We start from the raw sequence: 14,233 nt of genomic DNA, 5'->3' as shown, positions 1-14,233 counted from the left end.
TTGTATAGGTCAAAAAATAAACTCAAATTATCACTAAAATTAATCAACTACCTATTTCTGATATTCATAGATTAAATACTTTAGACCTCTTTTCAATATTACTTAAGAAGCTAGGCACGTCGTAAAAACAATCAACAATATCTTTATAATCAGCTTCTCCTTTATCCCACCAGCGTGACATTAGCAATTCATCTATAATATCTTTTGAGAATCTATATTTGATTATTTTTACTGGACAACCAACTGCAACTGCATAAGCAGGAATATCTTTTGATACTACCGCGCCAGCACCTATTACAGCTCCATCTCCGATGCTGACTCCATCAAGTATTGTTACATTAGCACCAATAAAAACATCATTTCCAATGACAATCGCCTTCTGTTCAGCAACTTGATCTACTTTGCTATAAGTAATTTTACTCTTTTTTGTAGTAGAATAAAAGGCTGGATGAGTTGATATTCCATCTATAGGGTGAATACCCCAACCACATACTAAGTTCGGCCCTATTGAACAAAACTTTCCTACAGAAGTGTTTGACATATTTGCGTTCTGACTTACATAAGATGCAAAATCAATTTTTACGTTTGTTAATGAATAGTTACCATACACAACTACCGATTTATCTATATGACAGTTGATAGCTTTGCAACTTGAAGACCTCCAATAAAATCGATCGTATCTAGATAATTCTGCTAGAAACTTAATGATATTGTTGAATAAATTTCGAAAACGCTTAAATGTATTCATTTGCCCCAAACTTTATTTGCTTTACTGGTACATATCTTTTGGCATTGTATAGAAAATATTATTCCCATAACTGTAAATAATATTGTGCTCGTTGCTACAATTCCAACTAAACCAAATGATTTTCCTAACAGAATACAGACTGGGATATTTAAAATAGCACTTACTGTAACCAGAATAAGCTGCAGCTGAATTTTTCCGATACCGTTCAGGAAATATACGTGCATCATTTGCCAGATGTAGGCAATCACGTAAACCGTCATGCAGATAGACAACGTCCAGGGTACGGATACACTTTTGCCAATCCATTCAGTAAATAACATCGGTGAGGCACTGAGAATGGCCAGCGTGGCAAGTGAAAAAAGCAGCCATACTTTTCGCATCTTTTGTAAGCTGCCTGTCAGCCATTCAAAGTCGCCTTTTGCGTAAGCATCCGCGAATGAACTCCACATGGGAGTAACAATGATGGTGAAAATCATAATGACCACCGAGAATAACTTGTAGCAAACGCTATACACAGTAACTTGCTCTGGCCCGAGCAGCTGACTTATGAGAATGTAGTTAGTTTGAAATAATACGAGTGCCCCAATCTGAATCAGAAAGAACTTTCCGCCTGCATTGAGTAGTCCGCGGGCATAGGTCATGTTAACTAATTTCCAGCTTGGCGCGAGGTGTTGAAGCTTATGCCGGAAGAAAAGGAATGACCCTACTGCCAGAGCGATTACCGGCGTGCTGGCTATTATGCAAACCAGCGTAAACAGGCTACCCGGTAGGTACTGCTTACAAACGTAGATGGCAATGACAGAGCAAAGCTGACCAAAAAAAGTGATGTACGAGGCGCTCGCCGACTGATGGGTGGCGGTCAGAATTGTATTGATTAATTGAGCCACAAACTGAACGCAGAAACAGCCAAGTGCCATTAGCATGACAGATTCCAATCCTTCAGCATTTGCTCCTGACACGTTCAACAATTTTCCCCAATTCACGTACCTGTTGGCGGCCATGAACAGAAAAAACGTAAGAGCGGCAATGCCGATCAGGGCTGCATACGTGGTGCTTATATACATCCGCGCCTGCTCTGTTTCGCCCAGTGCAGTCGACTGAGTAAGCTTATTTTTCAACCCATTGCCCAAACCCACATCGAAGAAGTTCAGCCATCCAATGATTGAGCTAATAGTTAACCACACACCATACTGAGCGGGCGAGACGTAATCGATTGTCATTGGCACAAGTACCAGACTAATCAATATCCCTCCCGCCTTTGTCAGGAAGGTCAATGCAATATTCTTTTTAACTAGTAGCGTGCGTTCATGGCCATTAACGAAGAACCCCGTAACTCTACTCCGTAGGTTGGCTACCATACCATCAACTGATTAATAACGAACAATAACTATGCAGGCATTAGGCGTTTGCATCAATGCGCTTTTTCGTCGCCGACAATCATTTTTTCAATAGTCCACCAGCAGATTTTAAGGTCCAGCAGCGGCGATTTTTTCCGGTTGTAGAACCGGTCATAACGTACCCGGTGGTGCATGTGCAACATGTGGTCAATCTCGCCCCGGCAACCACGAACCTGAGCAAGGCCAGTAATGCCTGGTTTCACCCGGTACCGCTTCCGGTATTCTGGCATTGTGTTCCAGTACTGGGCACTATGCTGCAACGCGTGCGGGCGGGGCCCTACTACACTCATATCTCCCAGCAATACGTTGAGAAATTGGGGCATCTCGTCCAGGTTCGTCTTGCGCAGGAAACGCCCAATAAATGTAATGCGGGTGTCGTTCTTGGTGGCTTGCTTAAAGGTATCGGCTGGGTTGTACGTCATCGTTCTGAACTTGAAGCAGTTGAACGGAACACCCCGGTACCCAGTGCGTTTCTGTACAAAGAAGATAGGGCCCGGCGAGAGTATCTTAATAAATAACCCGACTACCGGAATCAACCAGGATAAAACAAATACGGTGATCAAGACGGAAAAACAGATGTCGAACACTCGTTTTCCCTGAACCTTAATTGCGGCATTTCTAGTATGTGTCTGTGGCTCAGCGTACACATATAGCGCTTTGTAGGTAGAGTCTAGACTAAGCATGGTGGTAGAATTTTACACTGAATGGTGGTTCTGTTTTTTCAACTTTATTGTTTTACTCTCCTTTCGCTAAATGAGCTTTTGTGGCCGAACCGCCACTTTTTCCGTAATAGTCTCCGTAGCCGTAGCTGTAGTAATACGACTCGCCTTCGCCCACACCATTCAGGATGATGCTCAGCTTCTGGAACCGCTGCTCTTTATACAGCGTGTCGACCATTTTAATGTAATTTTTGGGCGTGTGGTCGTGCCGTACAAGGAACATCGTCGCGTCAGCGAAAGGCGCAATCAGTTGGGAGTCAGTCACCAATCCAATTGGTGGCGAATCGACTAATACGTAATCAAAGCGTTCTTTCAATTCCTCAAACAGTTTAGCCAACCGGGGCGAACTCAGCAGCTCTGACGGGTTAGGCGGCAACGGACCAGCGGTAATAATGTTGTAGTTGTCGTACCCCAAGATCGGACGAAGCAGCTCATCTACACTGGCATCACCAATGAGGTAGTTGCTCAGACCTTCCCGGTTTTCCATATGCAGACTCTTGTGGAGCTTGGGTTTACGCATATCCATTTCCAGAATGACCGTTTTACGACCTACCAGGGCCAAACTGGCACCCAGATTCAGCGAGATGAATGATTTACCTTCACCGCTGATGCTGGAGGTAAAGAGCAACACCTGGCTTTTCTGCGAATCGCTGCGCATAAACTGCAGGTTAGTCCGCAGTGCCCGTATCTGCTCACCAATAACTGACTGCATGCGTGGCTTGAACACCAGGTTATCCGTTGTGGCCTGCTTGCTTTTTACTACTTCGCCAAGAATAGGGATTTGAGTAGCATCTTCTACGTCCGAGCGACGCAGAACCCGGTTGTTCATCGCATCTTTAGCGGTAATGAACCCAGCCGGCACAAGCAGACCCAGTACGGCGAATAAGCCAAAAATGGTCATTTTCACTGGTTTGATGGGCCTGCTGCCAGTCCGGGCCGCATCGACAGTCCGGCTATCTGATACCGTCGAGGCTGCCGACAGAGCTGTTTCCTCCCGCTTCTGCAACAGGTACGTATACAGCCCGTTTTTGATGGCCTGCTGGCGGGTGATGTTCAACAGTGCCCGTTCTTTACCCGGTACCGTACGGATCATACCTTCCATCCGCTTGTTATTCGACATCAACTGGTTGCGATTGCTGGTCAGTTGCTGCCGCATTGTCTGGATGTTCTCATTGATGCTCGCCTTCATCGTTTTCAACTGGCTATCGAGCGAGAGCAGCAACGGGTTGTTCGATGACATGGTCCGCGATACTTCTTCGCGCTTCAATTCCAGTTCAGATGCTTTTGTTAGCAAACCGGTCAGAATCGGATCGCTGAAACCCAGTGTGGCGGGGGCAACCCCTTTCTCACCCGTCTGGTTTTGTACGTACCGTTCCACATCTTCCAGTGCCCCAAGCCGAACGTTTACTTCGTTGAGTTGCGTATCATTCTCTTTCACAGTGAGCAGAAACGTCTGTGCCTGAGTGCTCAGATCGGTGATGCCCTGCGTCGATTTATACAACTCTACTTCTTTTTCAACTGTCGACAATTCACCAGATATCAGGGCCAAACGGTCTTCAATGAAATTGAGCGTGTTGTTGGCTTCCTTATTCTTGTCAACGATAGCCTCCTTATTATACTCCTGAATAAGCTGGTTTAAAATGGCTTCCCCCTTGTCGGGTACACCTTCTTCCAGACTCATGGCCAAAACAGTCGACTGCTTTGCGGTTGGCTCAACGGTGAGTTTTGTCAGATAACCTTCTACTGCTTCTGCGTGGCCCGACACAGTGGCGATAACAGGTGCCAGCGAGCTGGTCAGGGGCAAGCGGGTAAATATCCGTAGTTGTCCGTATGGTGTCTTAATGCTTTGGTTGACCGGGTAGGCATGTCCGTTGATTCGTACCGTTCCAGCGTCCAGAAATTGAATGTCAAGTTCTTCCTTATAGAGTAGTGGAGAGGCGTTCTCCACCAGCAGGCGAATTGGAGATTCGGCGTAAATTTCCTTCTTGAACGTGCTTGTAGGCTGGTAATAATGAACGTCCAGTCCAAGTTTGGTAACCACGCGGTCCATCAGGGTGAACGATTTAAGAATCTCGACCTCGTTTTCAACCACTTTACTGGTTGTAAAAATGTCGAGCTCTTTCATCAGGCTCTCTCCCGAAATTCCTTTTTTCTCATCTTTCACCAGCACACTTGCCGTCACTTTGTATACAGGTGGTTGGTAAAGCAGGTATACGTAAGCAGCTGATATGGCCAGGAGTAAAGACCCAATAAACCAGGGCCAATTTCGCACATATCGCATCAGCAGCGCACGCAGGTTAGGCTGAGTTTCTATTTCGTAGGCCTGATAGGGAGTGTATGTATTTGTGTTCATGCTTGCAGAGATAGATTAAAAACGACTAACGACAATAGCTATAAACGATAGAGCACTTATGATAATAGGCATCAATTGGTAGGTACGATCAGCGTTTGTTATCCGCGCCTGGCCGGGTTCAACGTATACAACATCATTGGGCCGCAGGTAATAATACGGCGATTGAAAGACGTCACGACTGGTTAAGTCAACCCGGTTGAATGTACGTTTTCCGTTTTCTTCCCTTATAATCAGTACGTTATCGCGACGACCATAAATCGTAATATCACCAGCTAAACCCAGAGCCGCTGGTAACGAAATCTGTTCATTCGGAATTGAGAAAAGAGAAGGGCGGGCTACTTCACCCGATATAGCGATCTGAAAATTCAGGTTGCGTACGTTTACGGTAGGCTCTTTCAGGTAATCCAGCAGTTTGGTCCGGATCTGTGCCGCTGCCTGCGTATTGGTTAATCCCTGTACGAGTTGTGACCCTATCAGTGGCAAGGCAATCTGTCCTTCCTCGTTTACCAGGTAGCCAGGGGTATAGGGGATGGGGGTTGTTGGTGTAGCAACTTGCGGCGTTCCAGCCCGATCAGCCATGCTGATGGCAGCGTATGGGTTGAAGAAAGCCGTTGCTTCGGGGCTCAGGCTGCCCACCTGTACGGATAAAACATCACCAGCCTTAATAGTTGGTATGTACCTCGGTGCAATAGCGAGTGTATCTGAATGCGGGCCTTTAGCCTGGTATAGCACCAACTCTTTACTTGAAATACATCCTGATAAACAAGCAGATAAGTAGAGTAACCCTATACCCATCTGGACACGCATTTTGGGAAAATTCATAACAGTTACGTTAGGGAGATGCTGCTAATGTTGATTCTGTAAATAACTACTGTGGTACTGTCGCAATAGCGCATCAAGTTGATAGCCAAGCCGATATCTGGTGCCGATGTTATAGCCACGACTATAGGCGTATTCCCATCGAAACTCGTCAGTACTTCGAAGACGTACCCGCCGACTCTGTGCAATCTGACCGGGTGGTAACGGGATGGCGAAGCTGAAACCACCGGTACCGCCTTGCCGTGTCTTCATCGCATAGAAGCCCACTTCTACGTCGCCTAGTTGACGGATCAGATCAACCCGTGCGCCCCGATCGGCGTATAAATACTGCCCACCCGATAGCTTTATGGTCAGGTCTCGGTTGGGGATGCGGTACGCCACGTCGGCCAAAAACATAAAATGCTTCAGCGATTCGTAGTAAAACCCGTTTTCGGGGAAATAATAGAACCCGGTTAACCCCGACTCCAGGCCGAAAGACCACCGTTTGGTAATATCGGCATCCCGGAACTGGACGTTCACCCCGTATTGATCAGTATAAAACAGCCCAGCCGACAGGCTCATGAACTGATGACCGTTAAGTGCCAGAAACTGATTGATAAACGTTGGGGCGGGTCGCACATTCAGTGCCTGATTATCCAGCGTATTGGCAATAGGAAGCGTTACCCCCCAATTGAGCACCAATCCTTTATGCAGATACAACTGACTCTGCAGAAGCAGATTAGTTTTAGCCTCCACTAACTGATCGCGGAAACCAAACTGCCCGATAAACTCTGGCTGCAACCGGAAATCCAGTTTGTATCCACGGCTATCGAAAGGGTGAATGGCTGCGAGATCAGCCCGGTCCTGCTGCGATAAGGTAGCGGCTGCCGGCGTTTTTCCGAGGTGGTACCGGGCAATTGGTACGCCCTGAAATAATGGAATGTACGCTGCCCCACCCTCGGTTCCCAAAGCAGTAGCCAGCTTCTTCATCCCCTTAAATGGATTCCGGTACAATCGCTGCTCATACAGAACCAGATGCCGGGCAGTATCGACCTTACGATTTTCAAAGTCAGTCAGTTCGCGCTGCTGCTCAGCAGGTGATAGTGTATGATCGATCGTTGAGGGTGCCAGATCTGCCTGCCGGGGTTGCCCCTGGGGCCTGCGATCGCTCCGGTCCGGATGGAGCAGATTGGTAGTATAAGACGTACCCAGCGTTAGTTGCTGCCCGTTGAGCAGCCCGGCCTGGAGCGTCAGATGCCTGAATAGCGTAGTGTAGGCACCTATATTCAAGTGCTGTGAATCCCATTCAACCATTAGCCCGCCTTTTCTGGCCAGGTTAAGGTTTACACCGCCAAACGGTCCTGATAAGTAGTGGTATGGAAGTGTGCGTTTATCTTTCCAGGTATAGCCCGAAAAAATATCTGAATTCTGATCATTACGCACCTCAGCCCTGTAAATAGAGTAAGGGCTACCCATGCCCACGGTCACACCTGCAGTTACCGACCTGCTGATTGGCAAGTGCTTAGTGGCGACCAACGCATACGTTATGAGCGAGTTATCGATACCAAACGGTGCAGACATAATGGCGGCAATGGATGGTCGCTTCTCGTTTTCGCTGATCAGACCATACTTCAAATCAACCTGCCGATCACCAATTCCCCTTGCTCCATAGTTGATCGGCCCATTTGGGTTAAGCAGATTGATGGTTACTTCCAGACGCGGCAACAGCGTCAGGTTTACATAAGCAATGCTCTCTGAATTCTTTCTATTGAACCGAAATGCGTAATTGGCCGGATTGAAATTATACCCAATCGAGAATGTACCGTCCTGTGTCAGTTCAGCCGATGGAATGTAAATAAGACCTGGCTTCCCGGAGATATTCATCTGCGCCTGTAGCCGTACCGGAATTCCGGCAGTGGCCACAGCCAACAGAGCAATAAATATCTTTTGAGCAAAATTCATAGCCTTACTTTCTTCTAACGGTAATCCCTATACGTAACTGGTCAATAGATGAAAAACTAGGGAGAGTTGGGTTAATTGGGTCCTTATCCGATCAATCAGACAAAGGGGTGCCAGCAGTAGCAAAAAGCTACCGTATCAGCATAAAATTGACTTGATTAGTCTGGTTGATTAATCGAACTTCAACCGGAGTGAGAGGCCAGCTTCAACGCCGTTCAGGCTTACTTTCTCGCTGGTACTGGTTGTCTCGGTTCTCACCAACTGGTTGTAGTTGCCCAGATGGTAGCGGACATCTAACCCTGCATACAGCATCTTCACCAGTTTTTTCTCTGCCCCGGCAAATACCTGTAGTCCGTACGAATTGCCCGTCTGCGTTTCGTTTACTGATCCGGTGTTGCCAGCAACGACCCGATTAAATTTATTGCTGATAAAATAACGGGCTACGCTTACCCCTACATAAGGAGTGAGAAATGGGGATTTAGCGCCTTCGCCAGAATTGGCAAAGGTGTACTTCAAATCCAGTGCCACAGGTATGATCGCGAGCTTGAAATCTTCTGAACGGTTCGTGCCTCCAACGCTTACTGCACCAGATGCCGAGTTTGTCCAGTACCCGACGTGTGCACCCAGTGACAGGTTTTTGATCAAACCAACTTCGATGGCGGCAGTTGGCATCACCTTGCCAGCCAGTTTCGCGCCAGCACCGGCATTGTAATCATTCAGAAACGACCGGTTGTTCCAATAATCAAGCGACGGTTGCCAGTAGCTGGCGCCAACGCTGATACTTTTTAAGTTGACTTGCGCCTGGGCCGACTGAACAGATAAGAAGACGGTGAGCGCAGTGATGGCGGAAAAAATGTAATGTTTGTTCATATCATTGATTACTAAGAAGTTGAACCAAATTTCATAGTTGGATAAAGCGAAAAATCAACCTCCATTTCCCTGGTTGTGGCAGCTGGCAATTGCCTGATTCAGCGCTTTTGTCAACGCAGCCTCAGCATTGTTAAAACCAGCCGTTACTTTGTTCAGGTCTGTTGTCTTGGCGGTTTCAGCATTCGTTATTTTAGTAGTCGTTACGGCCTCGCAGGCAGTAGCATCGGCCCGCTCCAGTGTGCTGATACCTTCGAGCGTCTGCGCATAGGCTACTGAGTACATCACTTTCAGCAAGTTGTACATCGTTTCCCCTAACACTGTTTTACCTGTCTCCAGACTGGCAACGGTTTGATCGTACTGTTTTCTAGCATCGGTACGCATGGTGGCGTATGAACTAGTCTTGCTTGATTTACAAGTCGCAGTTTCGTTTTGGGCAGCACCTTTGCGTTGGTCAAACGTCTGATTGACAGCCGCAGTCTGCGCATCCCTCGTCTGTTTCAACTTCTCCAGGGCTGTATTAACAGCTGCCGAAGCTGCTGACTTGCAGGCGTCATCGTCGGCGCGGGCAAATGTTATAATAACAGGTTTAAGTAAGGTGGCTGTAGTGCCGACACCAATACGTCCACCCACTGCTTTACCGTTTACAGTTGGCATCGTAAACTTAGGCCAGTAAGCAGCCAGGGCTGGATTGGCCGCAATGGCAGCAATATCAGCCTTCATGCTGGCAGGCACACCCGAGGTTGCTAAGGAGTTGATTACGTCGGGCGTAAAACTGGCCACCAGTTGCGTCGCCTTTTCCGCTGGAACTGCCTGATTAACAGCCGCGGCAGCCTGTTGTACAGCCGCCGGCACCTGCCCCGTCGCCATCATATTGGCCAGGCCACTGCTAACGGCCGCTGTCACGGTTGAGGAGGCCACACTTCCTGCCGTAGCCACAACGGCTGCTGGCTCAGTTGGCACAATGTCTGGTAGCTTCACATCGTCAAACCCTTTGAATGTGTAGGTGAATGGCGTGAGTGACTCCACATCTTTCGGCTTACAGTTGTACAGAGACACCGCGAGACATAACCCGTAACCGAGGTAGCGTAAGTGCTGAGTTGACGTTTTCATGCAATGCTATTTTATAGATGAATAATTGAGTAATTATCTCGATACTGACTGGACACACTGCTCCCTAGCAAGCATTTGCTAATTCGCTGAACTGTCGATCTAGAAATGGCAAAAAGGTCGCAAACTAATTATATTGAAACATTTTCATTATTACATATTCAAGAGCATAAATCGTACCAATTAACCCGCTGAGCCCTGAAAAAAAATTCAAATTCTATATGAGATATAGGTTATACATAGTCTGCCTAAGGCAAGGGCACACACGTGGCAAATCTAAAAACTCACTGGTTAAGCCTACATTAATTTACACTCTAATAGCTTGACAATCAGTTAATATACACAATCGTAACTACTTAATAGCTTAATTGCTGTAACACTAACTTGTAACCCGTCAGCTACAACGAAGCAGAAGCGCGGCACGTAGTACGGGTACAAACTTACCTGTAAGCAATACTAGCGTGCCAAGTTTGCTAATAGATAACAAACGAATCGAAATCCATTGATTTTTTATCGCCAGACAACCAAAAGCATACTTGTCGGCGTAGTAAAGCCTGAGCAAGTATACAATTCATATTATAATATTTTCATTGAGTATTTATCACTATAGTACTTAGCTAAACCGACTTATATTTGATAAACCATACCTTTTATGAGAAAAACACTCATTTATGCGTTTTTTCACTCTATCTGCCTATTTATTAGGTTACCACCAGTTACATAACAACCTAATTTTAATCAAATTTTAATGTTACCTTATACACTAATGCAGGTCAAGCCTGAAAATAAGTGGATCAGCCTGTGCTTAATTAGGCTATAAACGAATACGTGTTGCTACCCATATCGCCTGATTGTAACCAACTAAGCACTTAATTTGGCGAGCCAAACAGCTTAACTGAGCGAAGGCCCGACAACAAATTGCCGGGCCTTCGAAGAAATTGTGTTAACGGTAAATTAATGATGACCACCTGGCCCATGGGCATGTCCATGCGACACTTCATCGTCTGTGGCATTACGTACCTCCACGACTTCGATATCGAAATGCAGGGTTTCGCCCGACAGCTCATGGTTAGCGTCGATGGTGACCGACGTTGGACCCACTTCTTTTACCGTAACTACCATGCCATCGTCAGCCTGGAACTGCATACCCACCTCAACGGGAGCACCACCGAAGGCTGATGCCGGAACCTGGTGAACATTCTTAGGGTCACGCACCCCATATCCCTTCTCGGGCGGAATAACCAGGTTAAGTTTATCGCCCGCCTGACGGCCCTCCAATCCTTCTTCCATACCAGGAATCAGGTTGTTTTCGCCGTGTAAATAATAAAGTGGCTCGCCGCCTTCGCTTGAATCGAGCACCTGCCCGGCATCGTTCCGCAGCGTGTATCGAATGGCCACTACCTTATGTTTTGTAATATGCATACGTCAATCTAAGCGTTTGGTATGGGTACGTAACGGCTACATAGCGCGATTTGGTTCTATTTTTCCAGCCTACGCACGCTTGTTCCCCAGGGTTGAACTGTAGTTTTACGCCACCGCTCGCCTCCTTCTGCTGCTTATTACCGCGTTCACTCGCAATTGGCAGCCAGATGAGCAACCCAATCTTATTGTTGATCCAGTTTAGTGTATGTCATCTCATCATATTGTTCGCGAAAAGCAGGAGCCAGCGCTGCTGATTGCCAATGGCGAATCGTGCCAGCCCGACCTGCTGGGTCAACTGCTCGAATGGTCGCCTTATGTAGTCGTACTCGATCAGGCGATTCACCGGGTCATGGCTATGGGGCTGAAAGCGGACGTTTTGCTGGGTGATTTTGACCGCGACCTGGATATAGAGGCCGTTCGGGCGGCTCAATACCCGATTGAGATCGTTTCGACCCCCGATCAAAACAAGACGGATCTGGAGAAAGGCATTGACTTCCTGATTGAGCGTGGATTTCCGGCCGTCAACATTGTCTGGGCTACCGGTCGGCGTATGGACCACACCATTACCAACCTGACCAACATTGTGCGCTTCAAGTCGAAGATCAAGGTTACGCTGATCGATGATTATTCAGTCATTTACCCGTTGGTGGGTCGGTTCGAGAAATGGTATGCCAAAGGCACACCAATTTCCCTGATTCCGGTTGGTACGGTCACGGGTATTGAAACCGAAGGCCTACTCTATGATTTACACGATGAGTCACTGACTATCGGCTATCGCACCGGAAGCAGCAACGAGGCCGCCGACGATGGGTTCGTACGGATCAGCACCCAAACCGGTGACCTCCTGCTGATGGAATGCCACGACTGATTGACGAGTTTCGTCACGAATTAACGTACCTATGCACCACCTGGCGGAGCAACCGCTAAGAGGGGAACACTTGCCACTACTCGTTCATCGCTAAATAAACACACCGTGCGTCAGGTAGCTATTCTGCTGTTTAATGAAATAGAAGTGCTGGATTTTGCCGGCCCATTTGAAGTTTTCGGTGTGGCGGGTCGCCAATCGGGCCAGACCCGTTTCTCGGAACCACCATTCCAGGTATTTACCGTAGCCGAACGCGGCCCGGTGTACGCCCGAAACGGGCTCAGCATTAATCCCACGTATTTGCTGAACGATCATCCGAAGCCAGATATCCTGCTGGTCCCCGGCGGAGGCAGCTACCTCTCTGACGGTACTCCGGCCGGAGCGCGGCGTGAAATGCATAACCCCGCCGTGCTGAACTGGGTACGTCGCCATGCCGATAAGGCGGAACTGGTGCTTTCGGTCTGTACCGGCTCTATGATTCTGGCGGGCGCCGGCCTCCTCGACGGCTTGTCGGCGACGACCCATAAATCAGCCATCCGATCCATGGCCGATCTGTTTCCAGCGGTTAGCATGCAACCAGAACGACGCTGGGTCGATAACGGCAAAATCATCACCTCGGCGGGCATTTCCGCAGGAATCGATATGTCGCTTTACGTGGTCGGAAAACTATTGGGTGAGGAAGTAGCCCATGAAACAGCCTCGTATATGCAGTACGAAAACTAACAGTGCCCGGCAACGTACCTGTCTCACCGAGCGCTGTTAGATTCTGCGTAGCCTGATTTATTTCAACCGTTCTACTTCATAGCGCAACTCATCGGCCAGTTGGCGGATACGGTCGTAGCTAGGGGCCGGTGGAGGAAGTTGCTGGCTGACAAACGCTTTCACATCCCACACTTCCAGTACGTCTTTCAGGGCCACTTCCCGGTTGGGTACGTTCGGTTTATCGGCGGTGAGCAGCAGCGTGCCTTTGTCTTTTACTTTGCTAAAAACACGGCGAGCCAGAATGCCCTGGTGCTGCACCAGCAGCACGTAGAACTGGCCATCGGTGATCTCGAACCAGTTGCGCACAAACTGCCCGATCAGCCAGGCACCGGGAAACGTAAAGTCGTTGTCGGCCTCGAAGGCGCGGTGCTGCCCCACGGGGAGCATAGGTAGCCGCATCGTTGGCAGCCGGCTCAGGTAATCGGGCTGCTGAAACCGATGCTGGTAATCCCCGAATTGCGCTTGATGCACATAGTGAATCGTTTGGGCCGAATTATCATTGATCTGAATCGGGTCGGGCAGAGGCGCGGCAGGAGATGGGGCTTTCTCGAAATGATTGTTGAACGCAGGCAATGGCTCGGCCCCGCTGCTGAACCCCTCGGCAGCCCGACTGACCGTGAATGGCGGCGTTTGAACAGGCTGCCCCGATCGCGCCCGGATTTCTTCGTACAACTGACCCGACTGCGGCACCGACCGGTCAACCTCGCTCCGTTCTACCGGGTTTGGCCACGGTGCTCCTATTGGCCCCCGGTCAGCGGCGTTACGCTCTGATGTGGCGCGTTCGGACGGGGCTTTGTAATATTTTTCAAGGACATTGACCAGCGGCTGCGGCTCGGCACCAATGAACTCCCGCTCAGGGGGCGGCAACTGCGGATCGTTGATTTTGGGGGGCGACGAGATAAAGTCATCCTCGTCGTCATCAGCCCCGCTGAAAATAGGTGGCGGCGATACCGACCGGCTGGCGTGGCTATGCTGGCCAATGGGCAGGCTCAGGTCCGGTGTTTCGCGGATCTTGCGCAAGTCCTGCTTCAATAGCTGATCGACCGACGTATTGAACAGTTTAGCAATGGTGATGAGCGTGTTCCAATTGGGGTTGGCCCGGGCTTCTTCATACGCTCCCAGCAACGACCGCTTTATGCCGATGCGCTGCGAAAACTGCTCCTGCGTTAAGCCGTTCAACTTTCGTAGGTATTTGATGTTGTTGCTGACGAGCGTCATGGACGGATCGGTTTT

Annotated in this window: 12 protein-coding genes; 2 read left to right on the top strand and 10 right to left on the bottom strand. The window is 48.6% G+C overall.

The window, feature by feature from the left end; genetic code table 11:
* Positions 1–64: 64 nt before the first annotated feature.
* The 9 genes from F7231_RS19080 to F7231_RS19040 form a co-directional block, all read right to left on the bottom strand.
* Positions 65–748: a CatB-related O-acetyltransferase gene (locus F7231_RS19080; protein WP_166693125.1), complete on the bottom strand. Its 684-nt coding sequence runs from the start codon at positions 746–748 to the stop codon at positions 65–67.
* Positions 745–2,106, bottom strand: a complete 1,362-nt coding sequence (locus F7231_RS19075; RefSeq protein ID WP_166693124.1) for a lipopolysaccharide biosynthesis protein — start codon at positions 2,104–2,106, stop codon at positions 745–747. Before F7231_RS19075 ends, F7231_RS19080 begins: the two co-directional genes overlap by 4 nt.
* A 53-nt stretch (positions 2,107–2,159) precedes the next feature.
* A complete protein-coding gene (locus tag F7231_RS19070; protein WP_166693122.1) occupies positions 2,160–2,828 on the bottom strand; it encodes a sugar transferase in 669 nt (222 codons plus the stop codon).
* 52 nt (positions 2,829–2,880) lie between these two features.
* Complete coding sequence (locus tag F7231_RS19065; protein WP_166693120.1) at positions 2,881–5,217, bottom strand: GumC family protein; 2,337 nt, start codon at positions 5,215–5,217, stop codon at positions 2,881–2,883.
* A gap of 15 nt (positions 5,218–5,232) precedes the next feature.
* The gene (locus tag F7231_RS19060; RefSeq protein ID WP_085414047.1) at positions 5,233–6,039 is read right to left on the bottom strand and encodes a polysaccharide biosynthesis/export family protein; all 807 of its coding nucleotides are present in this window, start codon (positions 6,037–6,039) and stop codon (positions 5,233–5,235) included.
* Positions 6,040–6,063: 24 nt separating this feature from the next.
* Positions 6,064–7,977, bottom strand: coding sequence for a YjbH domain-containing protein (locus tag F7231_RS19055; RefSeq protein WP_166693119.1), 1,914 nt, complete (start codon positions 7,975–7,977; stop codon positions 6,064–6,066).
* Positions 7,978–8,145: 168 nt separating this feature from the next.
* The gene (locus F7231_RS19050; protein WP_085415214.1) at positions 8,146–8,844 is read right to left on the bottom strand and encodes a hypothetical protein; all 699 of its coding nucleotides are present in this window, start codon (positions 8,842–8,844) and stop codon (positions 8,146–8,148) included.
* A gap of 54 nt (positions 8,845–8,898) precedes the next feature.
* Entirely contained in the window at positions 8,899–9,954 is a 1,056-nt protein-coding gene (locus tag F7231_RS19045) for a hypothetical protein (protein WP_085414049.1), read from the bottom strand.
* Positions 9,955–10,905: 951 nt separating this feature from the next.
* Positions 10,906–11,373 carry an FKBP-type peptidyl-prolyl cis-trans isomerase gene (locus tag F7231_RS19040; protein WP_085414050.1) on the bottom strand — a complete coding sequence of 156 codons (468 nt, stop codon included), beginning with the start codon at positions 11,371–11,373 and terminating at the stop codon, positions 10,906–10,908.
* 205 nt (positions 11,374–11,578) lie between these two features.
* Here F7231_RS19040 and F7231_RS19035 point away from each other — a divergent pair, with 205 nt between their 5' ends.
* Together F7231_RS19035 and F7231_RS19030 are read left to right on the top strand one after the other, a co-directional pair.
* Positions 11,579–12,241, top strand: a complete 663-nt coding sequence (locus F7231_RS19035) for a thiamine diphosphokinase (protein ID WP_166693117.1) — start codon at positions 11,579–11,581, stop codon at positions 12,239–12,241.
* Positions 12,242–12,346: 105 nt separating this feature from the next.
* Positions 12,347–12,961, top strand: coding sequence for a DJ-1/PfpI family protein (locus F7231_RS19030; RefSeq protein ID WP_085414052.1), 615 nt, complete (start codon positions 12,347–12,349; stop codon positions 12,959–12,961).
* 57 nt (positions 12,962–13,018) lie between these two features.
* Here the strand turns inward: F7231_RS19030 and F7231_RS19025 are convergent, their stop codons facing one another.
* Positions 13,019–14,218, bottom strand: coding sequence for a helix-turn-helix domain-containing protein (locus F7231_RS19025; protein ID WP_085415215.1), 1,200 nt, complete (start codon positions 14,216–14,218; stop codon positions 13,019–13,021).
* Positions 14,219–14,233 lie beyond the last annotated feature (15 nt).

Origin of the sequence: Fibrivirga algicola (assembly GCF_011742925.1) — a bacterium.
GTDB classification, from domain to species: domain Bacteria; phylum Bacteroidota; class Bacteroidia; order Cytophagales; family Spirosomataceae; genus Fibrella; species Fibrella algicola.
This window is presented reverse-complemented; position numbering and strand designations above follow the sequence as displayed.

Coding starts and splice junctions, on each gene's coding strand:
- F7231_RS19075 (WP_166693124.1), bottom strand. CDS start 2,106: ATGGTAGCCAACCTACGGAGTAGAGTTACGGGGTTCTTCGTTAATGGC.
- F7231_RS19055 (WP_166693119.1), bottom strand. CDS start 7,977: ATGAATTTTGCTCAAAAGATATTTATTGCTCTGTTGGCTGTGGCCACT.
- F7231_RS19065 (WP_166693120.1), bottom strand. CDS start 5,217: ATGAACACAAATACATACACTCCCTATCAGGCCTACGAAATAGAAACT.
- F7231_RS19050 (WP_085415214.1), bottom strand. CDS start 8,844: ATGAACAAACATTACATTTTTTCCGCCATCACTGCGCTCACCGTCTTC.
- F7231_RS19025 (WP_085415215.1), bottom strand. CDS start 14,218: ATGACGCTCGTCAGCAACAACATCAAATACCTACGAAAGTTGAACGGC.
- F7231_RS19035 (WP_166693117.1), top strand. CDS start 11,579: ATGTCATCTCATCATATTGTTCGCGAAAAGCAGGAGCCAGCGCTGCTG.
- F7231_RS19040 (WP_085414050.1), bottom strand. CDS start 11,373: ATGCATATTACAAAACATAAGGTAGTGGCCATTCGATACACGCTGCGG.
- F7231_RS19045 (WP_085414049.1), bottom strand. CDS start 9,954: ATGAAAACGTCAACTCAGCACTTACGCTACCTCGGTTACGGGTTATGT.
- F7231_RS19080 (WP_166693125.1), bottom strand. CDS start 748: ATGAATACATTTAAGCGTTTTCGAAATTTATTCAACAATATCATTAAG.
- F7231_RS19070 (WP_166693122.1), bottom strand. CDS start 2,828: ATGCTTAGTCTAGACTCTACCTACAAAGCGCTATATGTGTACGCTGAG.
- F7231_RS19060 (WP_085414047.1), bottom strand. CDS start 6,039: ATGAATTTTCCCAAAATGCGTGTCCAGATGGGTATAGGGTTACTCTAC.